The following is a 22270-nucleotide window of genomic DNA, read 5'->3' as shown; positions in this document are numbered from 1 at the left end:
GAAAGGCCCTGGCAGGCCACGTGAACGCACCTTTATCGGCCCTAGGTTCCGAGCCTCGACGGCGCCGGCCGCTGCGCCGGGCACAGCTGTCCGACGAGGTGGCCGGCCACCTGCGGACGGCCATCATGTCGGGGACGCTCCGCCCGGGCACGTTCATCCGCCTCGACGAGACGGCCGCCCAACTCGGGGTGAGTATCACGCCGGTGCGCGAGGCTTTGCTGAAGCTGCGCGGTGAGGGCATGGTGCAGCTCGAGCCGCACCGCGGTCATGTGGTGTTGCCGTTGACCCACCAGGACATCGACGACATCTTCTGGTTGCAGGCCACCATCGCCCGCGAACTGGCGGCCACCGCCACCGAACGCATCACCGAGCACGAGATCGCCGAGCTCGATCGGATCAATGACCTCTTGGCATCGGCCGTCTCCGCCGGCGATACCGACGCGATCGCATCGTTGGAGTTCTCTTTTCACCGGGTCTTCAACCAGTCGAGCGGTCGGATCAAACTGTCCTGGTTCCTACTCAACGCCGCGCGCTACATGCCTGCCCAGCTGTACGCCGCGGACCCGGTGTGGGGCGAGTCGACGGTCGACAACCACCGCCGGCTGATCGGCGCGCTACGCGACCGCGACGCGGTCGCCGTGGTCGAACACACGGTCTGGCAGTTCACCGATGCCGCCCGCCGGCTCACCGACACGTTGAACCGGACGGGAATCTTCAGCCCCTAGCCGCCCAGCTGCTCGGCCCGTTGCTTGACGTTGGCGGCAAGTTGGTCGAGAACGTTGCCCAGCAGCATCTTCACCATGGGGGCTGGCACGGGCATGCTTGGTTCGACGTCGATGTCGACGGTCAGCAGGCTGTTGGCGCCGGTGGCCACGACACTGAACAACTGCTCCTGTTTGGCGAACAGATCACCCTGCTGCATCACGGTCTGAATCTGGTTCTCGCCCGGGTAGTACACAGCGTGAATGTAGACGCCTTCGAAACCGTTGACATTGGTGTCGAGACGGACCTGGCTGGGGCGGCCGTCGTCGTAGCGAGCGAGGATCCAGGCGCCTTTGACGCCCTCATTCCATTCCGGGTACCGCTCGATGTCAGAGACGATGCCCATGATCGAGCCGGCCTCGGCGTCGACCTCGACTGTCTTGCTCATAACTGCCATTCGCGAAGCATACGTGCGCCCGGGCGGGCCTAATTCACTAAGGCGCTCGACAACCACGAGCGGATCGCGTCGGGAATCGGCACGGGTCGACGGCTGCCGCGATCGACGTAGACATGCACCCAGTGCCCCAGTGCCGCGATGGGGCGCGGCGCATCGTCGGGTCGATCCGTCTTGAAGACGCCCAGTCGATAAGTGACGCTGCTGCGGCCCAACCGGGTCACCGCCAGACCTACTTCCAGATTCTCCGGGAAGGCCAGTTCGGCGAAATAGCGACAGCCCGATTCCGCGACAATGCCCAACTCGGGGATGGTGAGCGGGTCGACGCCGGCCCCGGTGGCGATCCAGCCGTTGATCGCGGTGTCGAACAATTGGTAATAGACGGCGTTGTTGAGGTGGCCGAACATGTCGTTGTCGGCCCACCGGGTGAGCACCGGCCAGAGCACCGGGAAGTCAGCGCTGGTGAGGCCGTCCGGGCCTGGCGGTACGGAGCTCATGGTTGTATTCCAACATGATCCACATCCGCGGCGCGGTGCTGGAGCGCATCGGTGCGCCACGCCCCTACACGCGGTCGCGGCCCATCAGCATCACCGGCCTCGACCTGCAGGGCCCGGGTCCGGGAGAGGTGTTGGTACGCGTCGAGGCGGCCGGGGTGTGTCACTCCGATCTCTCGGTGGTGGACGGCAATCGGGTGCGGCCGGTGCCGATGCTGCTGGGCCACGAGGCGGCGGGCACCGTCGAAGCGCTCGGTGAGGGTGTGGACGACCTGGCCGTGGGCCAGCGAGTGGTCCTGGTGTTTCTGCCGCGCTGTGGCCACTGCCCGGCATGCGCAACCGACGGCCTGACGCCGTGCCGGCCCGGCAGCGCGGCCAACAACGCGGGGACGCTGCTCGGTGGCGACATCCGCCTGAGCCGTGACGGCAGCGCCGTCTATCACCATCTCGGGGTTTCGGGGTTCGCCACGCATGCGGTGGTGAATCGGGCCAGTGCGGTCGCGGTGCCGGACGACGTGCCGCCGGAGGTGGCGGCCCTGCTCGGTTGCGCGGTGCTGACCGGCGGCGGTGCGGTCCTCAACGTCGGTGACCCGCGTCCGGGCCAGTCGGTCGCGGTGGTCGGACTCGGCGGGGTCGGGATGGCTGCGGTGATCACCGCGTTGACCTACGAAGGCGTTCGCGTTATCGGCATCGATCAGCTACCTGAAAAACTGCTTGCCGCCGAGGCTTTGGGCGCACACGAGACGTACACGCCGGAGCAGGCCGCCGGAGTCAAGGCGGACGTGGTGGTGGAAGCGGTCGGTCATCCCCGCGCGCTGGAGACCGCGATCGGGTCGACCGGCCCGGGAGGGCGCACCATCACTGTCGGTCTACCCCGACCAGAAGCCCGAATCAGTCTGTCGCCGTTGGGATTTGTCGCCGAGGGCCGCTCCCTGATCGGCAGCTATCTCGGATCGGCGGTGCCCAGCCGCGACATCCTCCGGTTCGTGGCGCTGTGGCAATCCGGCCGGCTGCCGGTGGAGTCGCTGGTGTCGTCGACGATCGGATTGGACGACATCAACGAGGCGATGGACCACCTGGCCGACGGCACCGCCGTGCGCCAATTGATCAGGTTCTGAACGCCGTACACAGCGCCGCACCTTGCAGGGCGAACAGCCGTTGCGAAGCCGACCATTCCGGCAGCAGCGAGTCGAATCCGTGGCAGGCGCCGGAGAACACGTGCACCTCGGTGGGCACCCCGGCGCTGCGCAGTCGCTGCGCATATTCCACCGCCTCGTCGCGGAACGGGTCGATCTCCGCGCAAGTGATCAGCGCCGGCGGCAGACCCGACAGATCCTCGCGGCGGGCGGGAGCGGCATACCGCGACGGCTGCTGTCCGGCCAGGTAGTGCCGCCACATCAGGTCCGCTCCCTCGCCGTCGAACGCGGGAGTGGTGCGAAACTCCCTCCTGGACGCGGTCGGCCGGTCGTCGAGCACCGGCTGGTGCAGCAACTGGAACACGATCGACGGCGCAGCGCCGTCGGCGGCGGCGTGCGCCAGGCAGGCGGCCAGCGCGCCCCCGGCACTGCTGCCCGCCAGCGCTACGCGGTTCGGGTCGACTCCCAACTCAGCGGCGTTGGCCGCCAACCAGTCGAGGACCGCAGTCGCGTCCTCCAGCGCTGCCGGATAAGGATGTTCCGGCGCCAGACGATAGTCGACGGAAACCACCAAACATCTTGCGCGCCGGGCCAATTCCAGACACTGCCGGTGGTCGGTGTCCAGGTTTCCCAGCGCGAAACCACCCGCGTGGCAGTACAGGACGGCGGGCGCCGGCGTTGCGGCGGCGCCCCGATAGATGCGCACCGGCACCGTCCCGGCGAGGGTGTCCTCGACGACCACCCCGGCAGCGTCCGGGCGTGCACCGGACCGGCGCTGATTCATCGAATCCCGGATCAGCGGGATCGCTTCGGCGGTGAACACCGTTCGGTTGACCGCGACTGCGCGCAGTGCGGGGTCCAGGCGGTGAACGACGCTCAACGGATCTGCAGACATTGACCTCCATCTACGACGAGTTCCGAACCGGTGACGAACGATGCCTCGTGCGAGACCAGAAATGCCACAGCGTCCGCGATTTCGGTGGGTCGGCCCAATCGGCCGGACATCGCCACCGCAGCCAGTCGCTGCTGGACGGCATCGTCGAGCATCGGGGTGGCGATCGGCCCCGGGAACACGGCATTGACGCGGATACCGGCGGGCGCGAGTTCGGCCGCGGCAGTTTGGGTCAGACCGCGCAGCGCCCACTTCGCCGAGCCGTAGGCACAATGTTGCGGGAAGGGCCGGATGGCTCCGGTGCTGCAGATGTTGACGATCGCGGCGCCATCGGCCGCCGCCAGGTGATCCAGAGCGGCACGCATGCCCAGGAATGCGCCCAGACAGTTGACCCGCCAGGAGTTTTCGAAATCCTCCGCGGTTTCCTCGGCCAGCGGTGCCCGGTGCAGCACTCCGGCGTTGTTCACCAAGGTGCTCAATCCCCCGAACCGTTCCACGGTTGCGCTAATCGCAGCCCGCCACTGTTGCGGGTCGGTGACGTCCATCGGGATTCCCAGGACAGCTGACTGCGCTGTCAAAGAGCCGATTTCGTCACTGCGCAGGTCACACGCCGCCACCTGGTAGCCCTTGCCGAGCAGTCGTTGGACAATCGCCCAGCCCTGCCCACCGGCGGCGCCGGTGACCAACGCGACCTTCACATCGCTCACTCGGCGGTCGCCTCCCGCAGGTGCTCGGCGGCACCCCGGCGCAACGCGTGCGATTCGGACGCCAGGGTAATCATCTGAAAACCCATCTTTGACAACTTCTTTCCCGCCACCCCGTCGCTGGCATGGATTCCGGTGACCAGTCCGGCGCCGGCTGCGACGGATTGGATCCGGCCGATCGCCTGCAGAACCTCCCGGTTGCGCGTCGCGCCGAGCACCTCGACACCCATCGAGATCGCGAGATCGGCCGGGCCGACGTAGATCCCGGTCAGACCCGCGACGGCACAGATGTCCTCGATGCCGGCAACGGCAGCGGCGGTCTCGATCATGGCGAAGACGGCGGCCCGTGACTCCAGCGCGGCGGGATCGTGGCCAAGGCCGGCCCGCAGCGGGCCGAAGCTGCGGACGCCGGCGGGCGGGTAGCGAGTGGCGGCCACGGCCGCAGCGGCCTGGTCGGCCGATTCGATCATGGCGATGATGACGGCGTCGGCACCGGCGTCGAGCACGCGACCGATGGGCGCCGGGTCCGCGGTGGGCAACCGCACGGCGGTGGCGATCGGAACGTGTTCGAGGTGCCGCAGCATGGCGGCGACAGCGGCGTCGTCGAGATAGCCGTGCTGGGCGTCGAATCCGACGTAGTCGTAGCCAGCCCGGGCGAATTCCTGGGGTCCGATCAGGGTCGGACCGGTGACCCAGCCTCCCCAGCGGGGCCCCCGCGGCACGTTCTGAAAGACGCTCATCCGGCGATCGCGATCTTCACGCGCTCAGGGTCCGGCCGGCAGGCCAGCTCGAAGGCCGCCTGAACTTCGTCCACGGCGTAGGTGTGGGTGAGGTACGTTTCGAGCAGGCCGGGGTGTTCGGCGGCGAACTTGCCGGCCAACTTCAGCATGCGCCGCCGGTCCAGTGTCACACCGGATTTCAGTGTCAGGTTTTTGCGCAGCATGGCGCGCATGTCGATCGGGTATGCGTCGTCGTCCGCGACGCCGAAGTAGAACACGGTGCCGCCGGGGGCAGCGGCGTCGATGGCGTGGCTCAGCGTGGCCACTTGATGACCGACCGCCTCGACCACCACCTCGGGTCGGTCGCCGGGGGCAAGCCGACTCACCCATCGGTCACTGGTGGCGCGCACAGAGTCGTCGACACCGTAAGTGCCCGAGAGCTTTTCGCGATCGACAGGATCGATCCCGGTGACCCGGCGCGCGCCGGCGGTCTTGGCGACGTAGGAGAACAGCAGGCCGATCGATCCCTGGCCGATAATCGCCACGTGCCGGCCGGCCAGTTCCGGCAGCTGCTCACACGCGTACAGCACGCAGGCCAACGGCTGCAAGCCCACCGCTTGCGCCGGACTGAGCGCCGGATCGTAGGGCGCCAGGCCGGCACCGTCGCTGACCACGCGCTCCATCATGCCGTCGAATCCGGAAGCCCAGCCCACCACCCGATCGCCAGGCCGGTGGTCGGGATGGCGGCTGGCGAGAACTTCGCCGGCCACTTCGTGGATCGGGAAACCGTCTTTCTCCGCGGCGCTGCGGCCGTCGTCACCTGGCAGTCGTCCCTGCGCGCCGCGAAACCCGGGGAGATCGCTGCCGCACACCCCGGCGGCCTGAAATCGCAGCAGCACTTGGCCGTTGGTGAGACACTCGGCTGTTTTGTCCGGAATCGAGGTGCGCTGGAACTCGTACGGTGCGACGATCCGGTAGGTCCACACCTCAGACCTCCACCGGGATCTTGTTCCAGCCCCACTGGAAACTGGACGGCAACCGGGTCGCCCGGTGGCCGTCCACCGCGAACTCGGGCACCCGACGCAGCCATTCTTCCAGCAAGACAGCGACTTCCAATCTTGCTAGATGATAGCCGAGGCAGAAGTGCTGCCCACGGCCGAACGCCAGGGAACGTTTGATCGGCCGGTCCCAGATGAATTCGTCGGGTTCGGGATACTCCCGCTCGTCGCGGTTCGCCGAGGCCAGCAACGTGATCACGCGCTGCCCGGGTTTGATCGTCTGGCCGTGAAGGGCGTAGGGCTGGCGCACCGTTCGGGCGAACCACTGCGCCGGCGCGCAGTAGCGGATCATCTCTTCTCGCACGATCGGCACATTGGTGGCCAGGTCGGCGCGCACAGCCGCCAACTGCTCGGGCCGCCGGCCGAGTTCCCAGAGCCCGTGCGCCACGATCTTGGGCACGGTTTCGGTGCCGCCGATGAAGATGCAGAGCATCTGGGTGGCGACCTCGACGTCGCTAAGAGCGCTGCCGTCGGGCAGCCGGTAGCCGAGCAGTCCGTCGACGACCGGCAGGTCGCCGGTTCCACCCGCTCTGCGGTGCTCTACCACGGGTACCAGAAACTGCAGGTAGTTGGGCCGGACCTCGGCGGTGTCGACGCCCTCACCCGGCTGGGCCAGGCTGCCTGCGTTGACCGCCGCCAGTACCTCGGGGGCGAGATCCGTTGACAGTCCTAGGAGTTCGCACACCATCGCCGCGGCGACGATGCCGCCGTAATCCTGGGTGAGGTCGAAAGAGCCTCGCGGCAGCAGCAGGTCGAGTCGTTCGTTGGCCAACTCGCGGACCCGCGCCCGCAGCGAGGCGACCGACCGGGGCCGCAGCGGCTGCGAGTGAGCGCGGCGGATCTCGCCGTAGAGATCCGTGTCGAACACGGCGTGAAACGGTAGGGGATGCAGCGGCGGGTCAGCGACCGGACCGGTATTGTGCTGCGCCAGAACCGATGCCGGCGGCAGCGTCCCCTCCGATGCGACGAAGGTGCCGTCGTTGACTTCCAGCACCGTCCAGATGTCGTCGAACCTCGACAATGCGAAGGTATCCCACTGCGCCATGTAGTAGAGCGGGTGTTCGTCGCGCAGAATGCGGTAGTAGGGGAGCGGATTCGCCATCACGTCCGCGTCGAAGGGATCGTAGGCGAAGTCCTGCGTCACTGCAGTGGCGACGGCGGTAGCGCCTGCAGGATGGAGTCTTCCCAGCCGTCGCGCAAGGCGGGCGCCACGCTCATCCAGGTGACGATTTCAGCGGGCGGGCTGTCCTTCCAGGACGGGTAATGATTCGCAAAGCACTCCCAGCCACCCTCGAGTGCCCAATAGTGAATCACCTCGCTGAAGCGGAAGGTGGTGGTGAATGATCCGAGCCAGTGTTTGCCGGTGCTCTCCGACCACGGAACGTAGAGCCGCTCGAGCTCCCGGATGTAGTCGTCCTGGCGGCCGGGCTTGGTCTGCATGATCTCTTGAATCACCAGGGAAGCATCGAAATTGGTCTCACGCAGCGCGGCGAGGCTCCGGTTGCTGGGTCCGGCGTACATGATGCGGCCTTCTCCCGATGCACCCATGTCGGTCAGATAGGCCGACCACTTTCCGGCCGCCGCCTCGTGACTGCCACCGCGCGCCCGTGCGGCGCCGATCCTCGCGTAGTCCGCGAAAGCGTCGATCTCCCAGATGATCGTCACTTGCGGCCAGTGACCGTTGTAGGGCGTGGTCTCCCAAATCGAATACAACCGGGCGCCGAGTTCCTCCATCATCGGCTGATAGGTGTCGACGAACACCTCGGTGAATTCGTCGCCGCGGCCCGACCCCAGATCGATCGTCTCGTGCAGATAGAGCAGCGTGTGGCGATGATATTTCTTCATGCCGTCTTGGCTAGCCGAGCCAGGCCGAGTCGGTGAACAACGTCTCGGTGGGTTGTATTGATCCATAAGGCATCCCAGCGGCACGCAGCGCCTGTGCTTTGAACGCGCGGGCTGCGGCGCTCAGGGTGTAGCGGGTCCTGGTCAGGCCGCGGTCCGCCCCGAGCGGCCAGCCCTCGCCCCACACCGCCACCTCGGTCATCCGGCTCGACACGGCCTTGCGCACCAGGGCACGAACGCGGTCGTCGGCGGCGAAGGCATCGACGCTGACGGCGAGGCCCTGGCCGATCGGGCCGGACGCGTCGAGATCCGCGGCCACGTCCATCACCTGCGCTCCCAACACGCGCAAGGGCCGGCTTTCGCAGCCGGGCGGCAACAGCACGTTGACCTGCCAGCCGGCCATCACCCGGTCATACAGCCAGCCACCGGCGGTCGAGACCACGTCGCCGGCACTGACGGCGATGACGTCGAGTCGGTGCCGCAGTACCTGGCCGTCGCGCCGAGGCTGCCGAGACGCGCCCCGATGCATGTCGAACGTTGGAGTAACCATCGATCCGTTCCTCGTGCCACAGCTCCTTGGACAGCGTGACATTATCGCTCACTTTTGTAAAGCTCCGCGAGCGGCTCAATGCTGTCGGCGAGCGTCGAGCTCGGCGAGGATCTCATCGGTGTGCTGGCCGAGTCGCGGTGCCGCAGAGCGCGCCGACCAGGGCGTACCGTGAAAGTCGGCCGGCGTTGCCACCATCGGCACGATCGCGTCGCCGTCCGGCACGTCCACGATTCCGCCTGCGGCGTGGAACTGCTCATCGGCCACGATGTCCTCGAGAGTGTTGATCGGCGACCAGAAGAAATCGGGTTCGGCGGCGAACACGTTCGCCCATTCGTCGAGCGACCTGGTTGCGAAGATCTCGTCCAGCGCGGCGATCAGTTCGACGGCATTGGCCGCACGGTCGCGGGCGGCGGCATAGCGCGGGTCGGCCAGCCAGTCAGTGCGGCCCACCACCCGGCACAGGGCCGGCCAGTGCCGGTCCACTTCCAGGCCGACGATCCAGAACCGACTTCCGTCGCCGGCCGCGTAGTTGTTCATGCAGGGGTTGCCCATGGTGGCCCGTTGGCCGATCGCGATCGGTTGGCCGGTGAGCAGATAGGTGTTCAGGTCGAAGCTCACGGTGTAAGCGCCCTGGCGGTATAGCGAGGTGGACACCAATTGGCCTGCGCCGGTACGCTCGCGGGCCAACAACGCCGCGCAGACGGCCCCGGCCAACGTCATTCCTGCCGAGTGGTCGCCCATGCCGCCGCGCTGGAACGGCGGTGTGTCGCCGGGGCGGGTGAGTAGGTGAGCGATGCCGCCGCGGGACCAGAAGGCCGCGACGTCGTAGGCGGCGCGGTCGGCATCCGGCCCGGATTCGCCGTAGCCGGTGATCAGTCCGTACACCAATCGGGGATGATCGGCGGCCAGCGTCTCGTAGTCCAGTCCGAGCCGGCGCAGCGCGGCCGGCCGTACATTGGTGATGAAAACGTCGGCGCCCGAGAGCAATTCGAGCGCGCGCTCCCGCCCGGCCGCTGTTGCGAGATCCAGTACGACACTGCGTTTGGACCGGTTATCCATCTCGAACGGCGGGTTCACCCCGAGGTCGCAGCCCAGCATCCGCCCGAACATGCGCCCGGGATCACCGGTCGGCGGTTCGATCTTGATGACGTCGGCACCCCAGTCGGCGAGGATTGCGGCTGCGGCAGGACCGGCCACCCATACCCCGAGTTCGACGACCTTGACGCCCTGCACTGGTCCCGCCATCGCGGTCAGCCTAGCTTCATCACCAACTGACCGATGCTCAGGAGGCCCGAGTTGGCGGTCCCCGTATTGAACAAGCCGGAGTTGAAGCCGCTCAGCATTCCGCTCGGGAAGGGGCCCACGGCGCCGGTGACTGCGGTGTTGAAGAAGCCAGAGCTGACTCCGGATGACTGCATCGCCGCGACGACCGTGTTGAAGAAGCCGGAGACTCCGTGACCGTCGCCGCCGCCGTTGTTGCCGAAGCCCGAGATTCCGGCCCCGGTGTTGCCGAAACCGGATTTGCCGTTGGCGCCGATACCGACGCTGGCCGCATCGGTGTCGAAGCCGACGCCGGTATTCACATTGCCCGCGTTCCCGAACCCGGTGTTGACGTGGCCGGAGTTACCGAAGCCGGTGTTGGTCTCGCCCGAGTTCCACAGACCAGTGTTGAGGTTGTTCCCGTTCCAACCGCCGGTATTGATCGCGCCGGCGTTGCCCCAGCCGGTGTTGAGCAGGCCCGAGTTCCAGAAGCCGACGTTGCCGGCGCCCGCGTTGCCGAAGCCGAGGCTGCCGGTGCCTGAGTTCCCGAAACCGAAGCTGTTGATGTGACCGGGGAAAACGGTGTTGGTGCCCGAGCTGAAGACGCCGACGTTGCCGCTGCCGGAGTTGAAGAAGCCCACGTTGTGGTCACCGGAATTGAACAAGCCGATGTTCCCGTTGCCCAGGTTGAACACCCCGGCCAGGTCGATGCCCACTCTGCCGTTGCCGACCAGCCCGATCCCGATGTTGCCGGTACCACTATTCCCGAAGCCGAAGTTGCCGATCCCGGTGTTTCCGGCTCCCACGTTTCCGTTGCCGGTGTTGCCGCCGCCGATGTTCCCGTCACCGAGATTGCCGAGACCGACGTTGTTGCTTCCGGTGTTACCCATACCGAAGTTGTTGTTGCCGGCCGTTGTCTCGAAAGTGAACAGGTTCGGGTTGGACAGATCGGTCGGACCGCCGTTTCCGAACCCGATATTCCCGTTGCCGAAATTGCCGAAGCCGACGTTGCTGTTGCCGTTGTTTCCGCCGCCCACGTTGAAATTGCCGTTGTTTCCGCCGCCGACGTTGTAATTGCCCGACTGTGGGGGCACCAGCTCGGTATTGCCTGTGCCACTGTTGCCAATGCCGATATTCCCGGTGCCGGTGTTGCCATGTCCGATGTTTCCGTTGCCCCTGTTGCCGATACCCAAGCTGGGCAGGCCCTGCAGGAGCCGTTGCAGGTCGGTGGGCAACTGCGCCGCCGCGGCCGAAGCCCCGGCGTAGTAGCCGTCATCGCTTCGACGTCCGCGGCCCACATCTGTTCGTAGCGGCCTTCGGCGGCCATGATCGCCGGCGCGTTGAACCCCAGCCAATTCGACCGGATCAGCTGCACGAACGCACTGCGGTTCGCCGCCACCTCGAGCGGATGGATCGTCGCCGCGCGGGCGATCTCGAACACGCCGGCCACCGTCCGGGCCTGTTCGGCCGCCACCGCCGCTTGCGCGCATGCCGCACTCAAGAACTCCGCATACGGGGTGGCTGCAGCCATCATCGCCGCCGACGCCGCCCCCCTCCACCAGTTGCCGGACAACGCGGTGGTGACCGACGAGAAGGAGGCTGCGGCCGTGCCCAGCTCGGCGGCCAGGCCGTCCCAGGCCGTCGCCGCGTTCAGCATCGGCGCCGGGCCAGCGCCGCTGAACATCAGCAGAGAATTGATCTCGGGCGGAAAGGTCACGAAGTTTGCCACGCTAGACCCCCTGTCAGGCCGAACTGCTGAGCAACGGAATGCACGCTACGCCGACGCCGGCGTCAATAATCTCGTTTTCACGAATCCGCCAACTCCCTCTAGGCGGCGTGGAAGTCGATGAGTCGGATGCCGAGCGCGTCTTCGGCTGCGCTGGTGTGGACGAAGGTGTAGATCGGTGGTGCGGCGGATCGGTAGCGGGCGTCGGTGGGGGTGATGAATTCGGTGGTGTGTACGCCGTTGGCGTCGTGGGTGGTGACGCGCCAGCCGGGTGATTCTTTGGCGTAGTTGCAGCGTTCGCAGAGGCCTTGGCCGTTGGTGGCGGTGGTGGTGCCGCCGTGTGCGACGGGGGTGATGTGGTCGCGGTGGCGGATGGGGGCGTCGCAGTAGGGGGTGCGGCAGGTTTGGTCGCGCAGGTTGATGAACTCGGCCAGCGCGCGGGGGAAGGCTCGGGCGCGTGATTCCATGGCCACCAGTGCGCCGGTGGTGGGGTTGGCGTAGAGGCGGCGCAGGCTGGTCAGCGCGGTGGCATCGGCGTGCGCGGCGGTCAGCCAGCGGCGGGCTACCTCGGCGGGGATGGGGCCGTAGCCCTCGACGGTGGCGGGGTCGTTGTCGTTGCCGAGCAGGGCGCGGTCGGAGATGACGACGTTCAGGGCGATCGAGGCCGCAGTGGTGGCCGGGGTGGCGGTGATGCGCTCGACCAGGGTGTCGGCCATGACCTGGCCGCGGGTGCGGCCATCTGAGGTGGTGTCGGCGGCGCGGCGCAGCGCGGCATAGACCCCGACGCCCTGGGCCAGGGGTAGCAGGGCGTTGACCCGGGTCATGTTGTCCGGAGCCGGGCGGATGGTGACGGTGCGGTCTTCGACGGCGTGGGCGGCGCGATCGACCACGGCTTGTGCGTCAAGGCGGTAGGCGATTTTCTGGGCCGCGGCGGTGATGCGTTTGTCGCCCCACCCCGCGAGCTGGTCTGCCGCGGCGCATAGTTCGCGGTCCAGCTCGCGGCGGTCCTCGAGGTCCAGGCAGGCCGATTCGCGCACGATCAGGGTGGCTCGCCATTCGGTGAGCGCGCCTTGTTCCAGGGCGGCCAGGGTGCAGGGCATCTCGTGCACCAGGGCTTTGGCCAATCCCAGGTGCCGGCCTCCGCGTGCGGGGGAATCGTGGCGGGCCAACGCGACTTCGCTGGCCACCCCCCGGCCCCGTTTGGCAGCGGGTACCCCCGCCGCCGACTCCGCCGCGCGCCGGGCCGCATCCAGCGCGGCCGCCGCGCGGGCCTGCCCTGCGGCCGCAGCGGACTTGACTAGCTCCAACTGTCCGATGCGCGCGACCAGTTCCGCCTCGGTGGCGGCAGGGTCGACCCGCGAGAACCGATCGAGTTCGAACACATGTTCGATATTATCACACTCGCCGGGCGCGCGCCGTACGCTGGAATGACCCGCCAACGCCGCATTCCAAGGGGGCGTACCGTGAGCCTGGTATCCGGTCGTGGCCCACTCAGCGGAGATCCCGCCGGTCGCTTCACTCCCCCGATCCCCGAAGACGTCGTTTACATAGAACCCCACCCACGCCGGATACAGGCGGTCCGCGGCGGACGCACCGTCATCGACACCGAACAGGCCCTCCTGGTACACCGGCGCGACCACCCGCTCAGCTACGTGTTCCCAGAACAGATAATTGCCGGGCTCCCAACACGACCCGAGCCGGAAGCACCGGGTTTCGTCCATGTGCCGTGGGACGCGGTCGACGCCTGGTTCGAGGAAGGACGCAAACTCGTCCACTACCCACCCAATCCTTATCACCGCGTGGACTGCCGACCCACCAACAGACGGTTGCGGGTATCGATCAACGGCGCGCTGCTGGTCGACTCCGACGAAACCGTCATCGTCTTCGAAACTGCTTTAGAGCCAAGGCTTTACGTGGGACAGCAGCACGTACGCAACGATCTGCTCAAGCGGACCGAAACCACGAGCTACTGCAACTACAAGGGATACGCCACGTACTTCTCGGCCGTCGTAGGCGACACCGTCGTCGACGACGTAGCTTGGAGCTACGAACACCCTTATCCCGAAACGCAGCCCATAGCAACCTATCTCAGCTTCGATGCCGCCAAGGTTCAGGTGGAAGCCGAGCTGCCGTAGTACGGCCGCCCCAACCCCAGCTCGTGCTGCGCGATCATGTTGCGGAAGACCTCCAACGAACCGCCGTAGATCCCCAGCGGCAGGGCCAACCGGAAAAGATGCTCGGCCGAGCCGTCGTCGGCCGACCCCTCGACGTCCGTCGGCAACGCGGCAGCCGGCCCCAACACGTCCATCAGGTCCGCCGAGATATCGCGCATCGTCTGCCCGATCGCGACGCGGCCGAACATGCCGGGGGTAGACAGGGCCGCCTCCGTCCGGGCCAAGCCGCGCCCCAACCGATACAACACGGATTCGTCGCCATCCCCGACCAGGGCGGCCACCCGGTCGACCGCTTCGGCCATCACCAAACCGTGCCCGGCCATCGCGGCGACGTCCTGTAGGCCTTCTCCATCCCGCTCGGTCAGGCCGTGCTCGGAAGCCAATGCTGCCCGCATCACCGTCCAGCCGTCATTGACTTCGCCGATCCGGTACAGGTCGTCGACGCGCACATTGCTGTAGAACACGATGTTGGTGCGGTCGCCGTCGAGGGTGCGGATGCCCTGAATCTCGATGCCTGGTGAATCCAGCGGCACCAGAAACATGGTGAGATTGCGGTGTTTCGGTCGCTGCGGGTCGGTGTTGGTCAGCAGGAACACATACTTCGCGTTATGGGCGTTCGAGGTGAACATCTTGGAGCCATTGACAACCCAGCTCGGTCCATCCGACCGCCGCACCGCCCGGGTCTTGCAGGTCGCGACATCTGAGCCTCCTTCGGGTTCGGTGTACCCCAGGCACAGACGCACTTCCCCGGACAACACGCCCGGCATCACCATGTCCACGAGTTCGGGTGCCGCGAACTGCTCCACCAGCCGCGCGACCACAGACGTGGTGCCCCAGTGGTACCACGGCGTGTGCGCCCGGGCGATCTCCAGGTTGAAGATGCGGCGACGGACGGCGCTGAACCCGCCTTCGCTTTCCGGTTTCCAGTCCGACGCCAGATAACCCGCTTCGCCCAGCGCGAGATGCACACGTTCGTCGAAGTTTTCGCCGAACTCGCGATTGCGGCGACGCACCTCGTCGGTCACGGTCGCGGTGACGAGCGCGCGGGTGCGGTCATGGAAGGCTTTGTCTTCGTCGGACAACGACACAACGGAGAAGTCCACTCAGATCACATCAATCACCAGCGAGCCGAACCGGTCCATCGCTTCGAGCGCGTGTGCCAGGCTGTCGCCCGGCAGGTGTGCAGACACCCAGGTGACCCCCAGTGCCGCAAGCTTTTCCAGCCCATCCAGGTAAGCGTCGGCGTTGAAGTCGGCACTCGCCGGTTGTCCGCCATAGAAGTTGGTGAACGTCACGTCGACCGCAGACCAATCCTTGCCCGCCGCCTCGCATCGCCGCCGCAGGTCGTCGATTCCGGCAGCGAGCGCCTCCATCGAATCGATCACCGCGGTACCGGCGGTGCGCGCCAATCCGGCCGGCGCGGGAAATGGACACCAGCCGTCCCCATACAGCGCCACACGCTGGCGCGCCGTGGTGGTGTTGCCACCGATCCAGATCGGCGGATGCGGCCGGCTCACCGGCAGCGGGTGCGCGGTGATCCCCCGCGCACTGAAATCCTGCCCCTCAAAGGAGATGTCGTCGGACGTCCAGATGGCCCGGATCGCCTGCAACGATTCCTCGAACAACTCGGCGCGCCTGTCGTAGTCGACGCCGAGCGCGGCGAACTCCCGCCGCAGGTAGCCCACCCCCACCGCAAGAGTGAACCGGCCGCCGGACAAGAGATCCAGCGTGGCGCCGGATTTGGCTACCACGAACGGATTTCGATACGGCAGCACCACGATATTCGGAATTAACCGCAGCACGGAGGTACGCGCCGCCGCAAAGCCGAGGGCCACAAAAGGATCCAGTGCGTCGTGGCCACCAGCCTCCAGCCAGCGCTGCGACGGAGCCGGATGGTCGGTGAAACCGAATCCGTGAAATCCCGCCTTCTCCGCCGCCGCCGCCACTGTCGCGATCCCGTCTCCACTCACCAGCTCCGGGTTGTACGGATGGCTGTGCATCGGGTGAGTGATCGTGAAGCGCATGGGATTCAGAACCGGGACGCAGCGTTGATCGACGTGTCACTGGTGCGCAGCGGGCGGATCAACGCCTCCTGCGCGAAGGAACACAGCAGATCACCGTCCTCGGTGTGGACGGTGCCCCGCACGTAGGACATTCCCGCACCGACCTGGGTGCTCTCGTGGCTGTAGAGCAGCCAGTCGTCCCAGGTCACCGGTTCGTGGAAGGACACGAAGATCGACATCGGCGCGGTCGACACCGTGAGATGGGCCTGCGCGGTGCCGATCCCCGGGTGGGCTCGCATGGTCGTCGAAATTCCCAGGTGTCCAGTGAAATACGCGATCAACGCCTTCGCCACATCGTCGCGTTCCGGGATGGAGTCGTAGTGCAGCCATGCGTACAGCTCGGGCGGACCGACCTCGTCGGGGCTGTTCACGTCGACCACGTCGACCAGCCGCAACTCCCGGCCGGCCATCGGCATCTCGACAGCGTTGGCCTCGGCCGGTCCCACGACGTCGGGCCGAGTCTGGTGGTGACGGATCACGTCGCCCGTCGGAACGTCGGTCAGCACGGTGACGCTCACGCAGCGCTTATTGTTCTGCAGCACCGAGACGATCGCCGTAGCCGTGGAGCGGCCTTCGTTCAGGACATCGAGCGCGAGTTCGATGGGCGGCCCCACCATGACGGCGCGGGCGAAGACCGCGTGCGCCGAGCGCACGGACTTGCCCTCAAATCGGTTCGCCGCCGCCACGATCGCCTGGGCCACTATCTGGGTGCCCTCCACCACCTGCCGGCCGTCCTGACCGGCCAGGCCGGTGTCGGCGGTGAACCGATCCGGCCCGTCGGGCCGTACCTCGAAAAGATCCAGCAAGCCCTCCACCGACCACTGGACCTGTTCTGACTCTGCAGTCAACGCGCTCACCCCTTGTTCCGGCAGCTCACGGCCCAGCGTGACATTTCGGATAATCTTTGTAAAGCTTGCCTGCGAGCGTGCCCGCGTTGACAGCGACCGCCGCGGTGCATGACACTTTTGCAGTGATTTGTAAAGGCACGTTGGTGCCGGCCCCGCTCGCCGACGGCTTTTGCTTCGGTGAAGGTCCGCGCTGGTTCGAAGGCTTGCTGTGGTTCTCCGACATGCTCGGCGAAGCCGTCCACACCTGTGACCGGCGCGGCTCGCTGACCACCCTGCCACTGCCGGGTCACTCACCTGCCGGGCTCGGTTTCCGTCCAGACGGATCACTGCTCATCGTCTCCGCCGACAACAGACAAGTCCTCCGCTACGACGGGGAAACGGTGGTTCCCGTCGCCGATCTGTCCGACCTCGCACCGGCAAACCTCGGCGACATGGTGATCGACGACCTCGGGCGCGCCTATGTCGGATCCCAGGCGTTCGACGGCGGCACGGTCATCCGGTTCGATCCCGACGACAGCGCGACCGTGGTGGCATCAGATCTCGATTTTCCCAACGGCATGGTCATCACCGCGGACCGCGGCGCCCTGATCGTCGCCGAGTCCATGGCTCGCCGTCTCACCGCGTTCACCATCACCCCGACGGCGGGCTCACCGATCGGCGGATCTTCGCCGACAACCTGGACGGGCCGCCGGACGGCATCGCGCTCGACGCCGAGGGCGGGGTGTGGGCGGCGATGACCTTGGCGCGCCAGTTCGAGCGGATCACCGAGGGGGGTGAGGTGACCGACCGGATCGACATGGGCGAGCGTGTCGCCATCGCGTGTGCGCTCGGCGGCCCGGAGCGGCGCACACTGTTCTTGCTGTCCAGCACCGATGCCTACCCCAAGCGGCTGGTGGGCACGCGGTTGGCCAGGCTGGATGCGGTGCGGGTGGACATTCCAGGTGCCGGCCTGCCCTGACTTGAGGGAGATGATGACCGACTCGTATTACGAGCTGATCCCAGATATCCACGGCGCCGACGCGCGGGGCGAGAAGTTCCGGGCCACCGACCTGGCCCGCGGGACCTGGTCGTCCTCGATTCAGCACGGCGCGCCGGTGTCGGCGCTGTTGACGCGAGCACTGGAACGATGCGAGCAGCGCGATGACACCCGGCTGAGCCGGGTGGTGGTCGACCTGCTCGGCGCGGTTCCGGTGGAAGGCGATCTGTGGGTCCGGTCCACGGTGGAGCGCGGCGGCAAGCAGATCGAGTTGGTCACCGCCGAGATGCTGGCGCTGGGACCCGACGGTGGACCGCGGCCGGTGGCGCGCGCGAGCGGATGGCGTTTGCAGCAAGTCGACACCGCGGCGGTGGCACACGCGCCCATGCCCCTGCCGCGACCGGTGTCCGAGGCCCGCAACCGCGACTTGAAGGCGCTCGAGTGGGACCGCAACTACGTGCACAGCCTCGAGTGGCTGTGGCTGACCGTGCCGCTGACGCCCGGCCCGGGTGAGTCCTGGATCAGGCCGATCGCAGACCTTGTCGCCGGCGAGACCATGACGCCGCTGGAGCGGTTGTTCGCGGTGGCCGATTGCGCCAACGGCATCGGCAGCAAGCTGGACATCACCAGGTTCACCTTCGTCAACACCGACCTGGCGGTACATGTGTTCCGTGTCCCCGAAGGTGAGTGGATCGGCATTCGCGCGGAGACCAGCTACGGCCCGGACGGGATCGGAACCACGATCGGCACCCTGTTCGACGAACACAGCGCCGTCGGCGTCATCCAGCAGTCGGTGCTGGTGCGGCCCCGGCCGCCCAAGCCCAATCCCGATCCGAAGCCAAACCCGTTGGGGGAGAAGAAGTCATGAGCCAGCCGTCGCCGGTGAGCGAAAGCGTTGAGAACGACACCTCGACCCGCCAGCGGATTCTCGCCGCCACCGCTGAGGTACTGGCCCGCAGCGGCAAGACCAAACTCAGCCTGTCGGAGGTCTCCACGCAGGCGGGGGTGTCGCGCCCCACGCTCTACCGCTGGTTCGCCTCCAAAGAGGAGTTGATGTCGGCCTTCTCGCGCTACGAGCGCGAGAATTTCGAGAAGGGACTGGCGAAGGCGACCGCGGGGCTCAAAGGCGTCGAAAGGCTCGACGCCGCATTACGATTCATCGTCGACTACCAGTATTCGTACTCGGGTGTGCGTATGGTCGACATCGAACCCGAGCACGTCATCCCGCAGATGTCCGATGTCATCCCGGAGATGCGGGAAGGCTTACAAAAACTTCTGCCCGGACCCAACGCCGCGGTGAAGGCGGCGACGGTGATCCGAATCGCGATCTCGCACTATGTGGTTCGCAGTGACGACGCCGATCAGTTCCTCGCTCAGCTGCGTCACGCCGTCGGCATCAAGGGGACTACCGACTGAACAGCACCGCCGCGTTCAGGTAGCCGGTCGGATCCAGCGCCGACTTGACCGCCTGCATCGCGGCGATGTCCGCGGTCTGCCGGGACATCCCCAGGTATGGCCTCTTCACCGTGCCGACGCCGTGTTCTGAGCTGACGTTGCCGCCGCAGCCGGCGATCAGTTCCATCATCTCCGCATACAGCGCGGGCTCGTGCTCGGCAGGGAAGCCCAATACGTTCAGGTGCAGGTTGCCCTCGCCGACGTGGCCGAACAGCACCGGCAGCGCCTCGGGGACCCGGTCACCGATCAACGCCACCGCGTCACGGGCAAAGCGGCGAACGGCCGACAGGGGCAGCGAGACGTCGAACTTCAGGGGCGGCCCGTAGGCAGCCAACACCTCGGTCAGCGACTCTCGGATCCGCCACAATCGTTGTTGCGCAACGGAATCCACGCCAACCGCCGGCTCACCGCACAGCCGCACATCGCCCAGCAGTCCGGCCAGCCGCTCGGTCTGGTCGTGATCGGCGGCCAGCTCCACCAACAGCAACCAGTCACCGGAGACCGGAGCACTCACCCCCAGCCGCTCACCGGTCAGCGCCACGCCCCGGCCGTCGATCAGCTCCAGCGCGGCGATCCCATCCACCTCGGCAAACATCCGTCCCGCCTCGACCAGCGCATCGAGATCGGCAAACCCGCAGACAGCCGTCACCCGGTGCGACGGCACCGGATGCAACCGCAGGTCCAGGGCGGTGATCACCCCCAGGGTGCCCTCTGCCCCGACAAACAGCGACGGCAGGTCGTAGCCGGTGTTGTCACTGCGCACCCGGCTGTGGCGGCGCAACAGCGAACCGTCGGGCAGCGCCACGTCCAGCCCGACCACCTGCTCGCCCATGTTGCCGTAGCGGACGGTGCGCAGGCCGCCGGCATTGGTGGACGCCATGCCTCCCACGGTCGCGGTGTCGCGCGCGGCCAGGTCGACGCCGAACTCCAGGCCCACCCTGGCGACCGCTGCCTGGACGGCGGCCAGAGTGGCCCCCGCACCGACCGTCACCCGGCGCTCGAGCAGATCGACATCGCTTATCGCAGAGAGCCTTTCAGTGGACAGCAGAACGTCGTCATGCTCGGGCACGGCCCCGGCCACCAGCGAGGTGCGGCCACCCTGGACCGTGACGTGGGCTCCCGCGTCGCGGCACACCCGCAGCACCTCGGCCACCTCCTCGGCCGAACCGGGGCGCGCCAGGGCGCTGGCCTTACCGCGGTACCGCCCGGTGTGGTCGACGCTGCGGCCGGCCAGTACGTCGACGTCGGTGACAAGGTGATTCGAGCCCACCACCTCGATCAGCAATGCGGCCAGGCTCGACGACATGCTCAGAACTGCTTGTGCGGCACGTCGGTCACCAGCCCGCCGTCCATGATGAATTCGCTGCCCGTGGCGTAGGAGGCTTCGTCGCTGGCGAGGAAGACGACAAAGGTGGCGACCTCGCGCGCCTCGGCCGGCCGGCCCAGTGGGATGGTGACCATGTCCTCGGGCAGATGAGCCGTCATCGGGGTGCGGATGAAGCCGGGGTGCACCGAGTTCACCCGGATGTTCACCGGCGCGAGCTCCAGGGCCGCTGACTTGGTGATACCGCGGACCGCCCACTTGGACGCGACGTAGGGGTGCACCATCGGCGCGCCCCGGATGCCCTCGATGGACGACACGTTGATGATCGAACCTCCGCCGGCCTCGGTCATCGGGTCGACCACGCTGCGCATGCCCAGGAAGGTGCCGGTCAGGTTGACGTCGATCACCTGCTGCCACTTGTCCATTCGGAATTCGCGCAGCGGCCCGGCAGCGACGATGCCGGCGTTGTTGACCAGCACGTCGAGCTTTCCGAATTCGCCGACGGCCACCGCGACGGCCGCTTCCCATTGATCGAGTTGGGTCACGTCGAGGTGGACGTAACGCGCCGCGGCACCGATCTCAGCAGCCAGCGCTTTGCCCTCGTCGTCGCGGATGTCGCCGATCACCACCTTGGCGCCCTCATCGACCAGCAGCCGCGCGTCCTCGGCGCCCATCCCCCGGGCACCGCCACTGATGAGCGCGACTTTGCCCTCCACCCGTCCTGGTCGTTCCATTGCAGCCGGTTCCTTTCCAGTCAGGTGACCACGAGATCGTTTGGCGCAGAAAGACCTTTTCCGGTGACCAACGGCAGATCCAGCGTGCTTCTGATGCCGGGCGGCGCCGCGATCACATCCGGGATGGAATTGACGATCCGGCCGGCGGCACCGGCGATCGCCGCATGATTGTGGTCACCCTTGCGGCTGGTGGGCACGATGTCCACCGCATAGGAAGGCTCCCCGGTGATCTCGACGCGGTAGGAGCCAGTGCCTGCGGCGGGCTGCCGCAGATCGGGGCGCAGATCGGGACGCAATCGGGTGATGTGCTCGATGACGATCGCCGGGCGGCCGTTGACCATGCCACGGATCTCGAATTGCAGCACCGCCAGGGTGCCCTTGGCCACTCGGCCGACCGCGATGTCGAAGTCCTCTGGAGCCGGCTCACGCTGGTAGGACTCGGTGATCTCGTCGATCTCGATGCCCAGGCCGGCGGCGAGCTGCCGGATCGCCGTGCCCCAGGCGATGCTGAGCACACCCGGTTGCAGCAGCATCGGAATCTCGTCCAGGGGGCGGGCGAATCCCATGTAGTGCATGACCTCGGCGCCGTTGTAACTCGCGTAGTCGTGAATCTCCAGGCACCGCACCTGCTCGATGCGCTGGCAGGTGCCGGCGAGTGCGAAAGGGACGAGGTCGTTGATGAAGCCCGGGTCCACTCCGGTGATGAAGATGCTCGCATTGCCTTGCCGGGCTGCATCTTCTACACGGGAAATGTATTTCTCGGGCATCACGCCCCAGGGATACTGCAGCAGTCCCGGCGAGGACCCGACGACGTTGACGCCGGCCGCCAGGATGTGCATCACGTCGGCCATCGCGTCGGGCAACCGGGTGTCACCCATCGCGCAGTAGACGACGCACTCGGGCCCGGCGGCCAGCAACGCATCCAAGTCGTTCAACGCGGCGACTCCGGTCGTCACGGTCGAGTCCAGACCCACCCCGCACAACTCACCGGCATCGCGCCCCACCTTGTCCGGGTTGGACACGCAGACCCCGGTGAGTTCGAATGCGGGGTCGGTGATGAGCTGGGCAAGGGCCAGGCCGCCCACATTTCCGGTGCCCACATGGGCGACGCGAATCGCCATGAGTGTCCTCCGTCCCCACAAACGCCGTAGCTTTTCTA

General features: G+C 66.9%; 22 protein-coding genes and 2 pseudogenes. 6 read left to right on the top strand and 18 right to left on the bottom strand.

Features of this window, described 5'->3' with window-relative positions; all coding sequences use genetic code 11:
- Nucleotides 1-20: 20 nt before the first annotated feature.
- Complete coding sequence (locus JX552_RS02220) at nt 21-725, top strand: GntR family transcriptional regulator (protein WP_205875889.1); 705 nt, start codon at nt 21-23, stop codon at nt 723-725.
- Here the strand turns inward: JX552_RS02220 and JX552_RS02215 are convergent.
- Nucleotides 722-1159 carry an SRPBCC family protein gene (locus tag JX552_RS02215; RefSeq protein WP_205875888.1) on the bottom strand — a complete coding sequence of 146 codons (438 nt, stop codon included), beginning with the start codon at nt 1157-1159 and terminating at the stop codon, nt 722-724. The genes JX552_RS02220 and JX552_RS02215 overlap by 4 nt on opposite strands.
- Before the next feature lie 29 nt (nt 1160-1188).
- Nucleotides 1189-1653, bottom strand: coding sequence for an acyl-CoA thioesterase (locus tag JX552_RS02210; protein ID WP_205875887.1), 465 nt, complete (start codon nt 1651-1653; stop codon nt 1189-1191).
- Nucleotides 1654-1667: 14 nt separating this feature from the next.
- On the opposite strand from JX552_RS02210, the gene JX552_RS02205 reads away from it, so the two are divergent.
- Nucleotides 1668-2768, top strand: a complete 1101-nt coding sequence (locus JX552_RS02205) for an alcohol dehydrogenase catalytic domain-containing protein (RefSeq protein WP_205878165.1) — start codon at nt 1668-1670, stop codon at nt 2766-2768.
- Here the strand turns inward: JX552_RS02205 and JX552_RS02200 are convergent.
- The 10 genes and pseudogenes from JX552_RS02200 to JX552_RS02155 all read right to left on the bottom strand — a co-directional run bounded on the left by JX552_RS02200 (nt 2758) and on the right by JX552_RS02155 (nt 12919).
- Nucleotides 2758-3681, bottom strand: a complete 924-nt coding sequence (locus JX552_RS02200) for an alpha/beta hydrolase (protein WP_205875886.1) — start codon at nt 3679-3681, stop codon at nt 2758-2760. The two genes, JX552_RS02205 and JX552_RS02200, sit on opposite strands and share 11 nt — an antisense overlap.
- Complete coding sequence (locus JX552_RS02195; protein WP_205875885.1) at nt 3663-4385, bottom strand: SDR family NAD(P)-dependent oxidoreductase; 723 nt, start codon at nt 4383-4385, stop codon at nt 3663-3665. Before JX552_RS02195 ends, JX552_RS02200 begins: the two co-directional genes overlap by 19 nt.
- A complete protein-coding gene (locus JX552_RS02190; RefSeq protein ID WP_205875884.1) occupies nt 4382-5122 on the bottom strand; it encodes an HpcH/HpaI aldolase family protein in 741 nt (246 codons plus the stop codon). Before JX552_RS02190 ends, JX552_RS02195 begins: the two co-directional genes overlap by 4 nt.
- Nucleotides 5119-6087 carry a zinc-binding dehydrogenase gene (locus JX552_RS02185; protein ID WP_205875883.1) on the bottom strand — a complete coding sequence of 323 codons (969 nt, stop codon included), beginning with the start codon at nt 6085-6087 and terminating at the stop codon, nt 5119-5121. Before JX552_RS02185 ends, JX552_RS02190 begins: the two co-directional genes overlap by 4 nt.
- Nucleotide 6088: 1 nt before the next feature.
- Entirely contained in the window at nt 6089-7261 is a 1173-nt protein-coding gene (locus JX552_RS02180; RefSeq protein ID WP_205878164.1) for a cytochrome P450, read from the bottom strand.
- 38 nt (nt 7262-7299) lie between these two features.
- Nucleotides 7300-8004, bottom strand: coding sequence for an NIPSNAP family protein (locus JX552_RS02175; protein ID WP_205875882.1), 705 nt, complete (start codon nt 8002-8004; stop codon nt 7300-7302).
- Between the two features lie 10 nt (nt 8005-8014).
- Nucleotides 8015-8551, bottom strand: coding sequence for a hypothetical protein (locus tag JX552_RS02170; RefSeq protein ID WP_205875881.1), 537 nt, complete (start codon nt 8549-8551; stop codon nt 8015-8017).
- Between the two features lie 75 nt (nt 8552-8626).
- Nucleotides 8627-9796 (bottom strand): CaiB/BaiF CoA transferase family protein, encoded by a 1170-nt coding sequence (locus JX552_RS02165; protein ID WP_205875880.1) that lies wholly within the window; start codon nt 9794-9796, stop codon nt 8627-8629.
- A gap of 5 nt (nt 9797-9801) precedes the next feature.
- Nucleotides 9802-11540, bottom strand: a pseudogene (locus JX552_RS02160) (PPE family protein).
- Nucleotides 11541-11638: 98 nt separating this feature from the next.
- On the bottom strand, nt 11639-12919 hold the full coding sequence (locus JX552_RS02155; protein ID WP_205875879.1) for an HNH endonuclease: 1281 nt from the start codon (nt 12917-12919) through the stop codon (nt 11639-11641).
- A gap of 81 nt (nt 12920-13000) precedes the next feature.
- Here JX552_RS02155 and JX552_RS02150 point away from each other — a divergent pair, with 81 nt between their 5' ends.
- The gene (locus tag JX552_RS02150; RefSeq protein ID WP_205875878.1) at nt 13001-13672 is read left to right on the top strand and encodes a DUF427 domain-containing protein; all 672 of its coding nucleotides are present in this window, start codon (nt 13001-13003) and stop codon (nt 13670-13672) included.
- Here the strand turns inward: JX552_RS02150 and JX552_RS02145 are convergent.
- The 3 genes from JX552_RS02145 to JX552_RS02135 are packed head-to-tail and all read right to left on the bottom strand — an operon-like array spanning nt 13648 to nt 16631.
- Nucleotides 13648-14814 carry an acyl-CoA dehydrogenase family protein gene (locus tag JX552_RS02145; protein WP_205875877.1) on the bottom strand — a complete coding sequence of 389 codons (1167 nt, stop codon included), beginning with the start codon at nt 14812-14814 and terminating at the stop codon, nt 13648-13650. The two genes, JX552_RS02150 and JX552_RS02145, sit on opposite strands and share 25 nt — an antisense overlap.
- Nucleotides 14815-15735 (bottom strand): LLM class F420-dependent oxidoreductase, encoded by a 921-nt coding sequence (locus tag JX552_RS02140; protein ID WP_205875876.1) that lies wholly within the window; start codon nt 15733-15735, stop codon nt 14815-14817.
- Nucleotides 15736-15740: 5 nt separating this feature from the next.
- The gene (locus JX552_RS02135) at nt 15741-16631 is read right to left on the bottom strand and encodes an acyl-CoA thioesterase (RefSeq protein WP_205875875.1); all 891 of its coding nucleotides are present in this window, start codon (nt 16629-16631) and stop codon (nt 15741-15743) included.
- A gap of 131 nt (nt 16632-16762) precedes the next feature.
- Between JX552_RS02135 and JX552_RS02130 the strand changes: the two are divergent.
- The 3 genes and pseudogenes from JX552_RS02130 (at nt 16763) to JX552_RS02120 (ending at nt 19014) form a co-directional block, all read left to right on the top strand.
- A pseudogene (locus tag JX552_RS02130) lies at nt 16763-17580 on the top strand (SMP-30/gluconolactonase/LRE family protein).
- Nucleotides 17581-17593: 13 nt separating this feature from the next.
- Nucleotides 17594-18466: a thioesterase family protein gene (locus JX552_RS02125; RefSeq protein WP_205875874.1), complete on the top strand. Its 873-nt coding sequence runs from the start codon at nt 17594-17596 to the stop codon at nt 18464-18466.
- Nucleotides 18463-19014 carry a TetR/AcrR family transcriptional regulator gene (locus JX552_RS02120; RefSeq protein ID WP_205875873.1) on the top strand — a complete coding sequence of 184 codons (552 nt, stop codon included), beginning with the start codon at nt 18463-18465 and terminating at the stop codon, nt 19012-19014. Before JX552_RS02125 ends, JX552_RS02120 begins: the two co-directional genes overlap by 4 nt.
- On the opposite strand, the gene JX552_RS02115 is transcribed toward JX552_RS02120, so the two are convergent.
- Genes JX552_RS02115 through JX552_RS02105 form a run of 3 tightly spaced genes read right to left on the bottom strand, consistent with a single transcriptional unit; the run spans nt 19004 to nt 22232 of the window.
- A complete protein-coding gene (locus JX552_RS02115) occupies nt 19004-20359 on the bottom strand; it encodes an FAD-binding oxidoreductase (RefSeq protein WP_205875872.1) in 1356 nt (451 codons plus the stop codon). The two genes, JX552_RS02120 and JX552_RS02115, sit on opposite strands and share 11 nt — an antisense overlap.
- A gap of 2 nt (nt 20360-20361) precedes the next feature.
- Nucleotides 20362-21111, bottom strand: a complete 750-nt coding sequence (locus tag JX552_RS02110) for a glucose 1-dehydrogenase (protein WP_205875871.1) — start codon at nt 21109-21111, stop codon at nt 20362-20364.
- 20 nt (nt 21112-21131) lie between these two features.
- Nucleotides 21132-22232, bottom strand: coding sequence for an NAD(P)H-dependent amine dehydrogenase family protein (locus JX552_RS02105; protein WP_205875870.1), 1101 nt, complete (start codon nt 22230-22232; stop codon nt 21132-21134).
- Nucleotides 22233-22270 lie beyond the last annotated feature (38 nt).

Source organism: Mycobacterium gordonae (assembly GCF_017086405.1).
Lineage (GTDB): Bacteria > Actinomycetota > Actinomycetes > Mycobacteriales > Mycobacteriaceae > Mycobacterium > Mycobacterium gordonae_D.
The sequence above is the reverse complement of the archived record's forward strand: the minus strand, read 5'-3'. Positions and strand labels throughout refer to the sequence as shown.

Excerpts from the sequence above, each read along its gene's own strand:
- JX552_RS02215 (WP_205875888.1), bottom strand. The coding sequence starts at position 1,159 with ATGGCAGTTATGAGCAAGACAGTCGAGGTCGACGCCGAGGCCGGCTCG.
- JX552_RS02210 (WP_205875887.1), bottom strand. The coding sequence starts at position 1,653 with ATGAGCTCCGTACCGCCAGGCCCGGACGGCCTCACCAGCGCTGACTTC.
- JX552_RS02205 (WP_205878165.1), top strand. The coding sequence starts at position 1,668 with ATGATCCACATCCGCGGCGCGGTGCTGGAGCGCATCGGTGCGCCACGC.
- JX552_RS02200 (WP_205875886.1), bottom strand. The coding sequence starts at position 3,681 with ATGTCTGCAGATCCGTTGAGCGTCGTTCACCGCCTGGACCCCGCACTG.
- JX552_RS02190 (WP_205875884.1), bottom strand. The coding sequence starts at position 5,122 with ATGAGCGTCTTTCAGAACGTGCCGCGGGGGCCCCGCTGGGGAGGCTGG.
- JX552_RS02180 (WP_205878164.1), bottom strand. The coding sequence starts at position 7,261 with ATGGCGAATCCGCTCCCCTACTACCGCATTCTGCGCGACGAACACCCG.
- JX552_RS02175 (WP_205875882.1), bottom strand. The coding sequence starts at position 8,004 with ATGAAGAAATATCATCGCCACACGCTGCTCTATCTGCACGAGACGATC.
- JX552_RS02170 (WP_205875881.1), bottom strand. The coding sequence starts at position 8,551 with ATGGTTACTCCAACGTTCGACATGCATCGGGGCGCGTCTCGGCAGCCT.
- JX552_RS02165 (WP_205875880.1), bottom strand. The coding sequence starts at position 9,796 with ATGGCGGGACCAGTGCAGGGCGTCAAGGTCGTCGAACTCGGGGTATGG.
- JX552_RS02140 (WP_205875876.1), bottom strand. The coding sequence starts at position 15,735 with ATGCGCTTCACGATCACTCACCCGATGCACAGCCATCCGTACAACCCG.
- JX552_RS02125 (WP_205875874.1), top strand. The coding sequence starts at position 17,594 with ATGACCGACTCGTATTACGAGCTGATCCCAGATATCCACGGCGCCGAC.
- JX552_RS02120 (WP_205875873.1), top strand. The coding sequence starts at position 18,463 with ATGAGCCAGCCGTCGCCGGTGAGCGAAAGCGTTGAGAACGACACCTCG.
- JX552_RS02115 (WP_205875872.1), bottom strand. The coding sequence starts at position 20,359 with ATGTCGTCGAGCCTGGCCGCATTGCTGATCGAGGTGGTGGGCTCGAAT.
- JX552_RS02110 (WP_205875871.1), bottom strand. The coding sequence starts at position 21,111 with ATGGAACGACCAGGACGGGTGGAGGGCAAAGTCGCGCTCATCAGTGGC.
- JX552_RS02105 (WP_205875870.1), bottom strand. The coding sequence starts at position 22,232 with ATGGCGATTCGCGTCGCCCATGTGGGCACCGGAAATGTGGGCGGCCTG.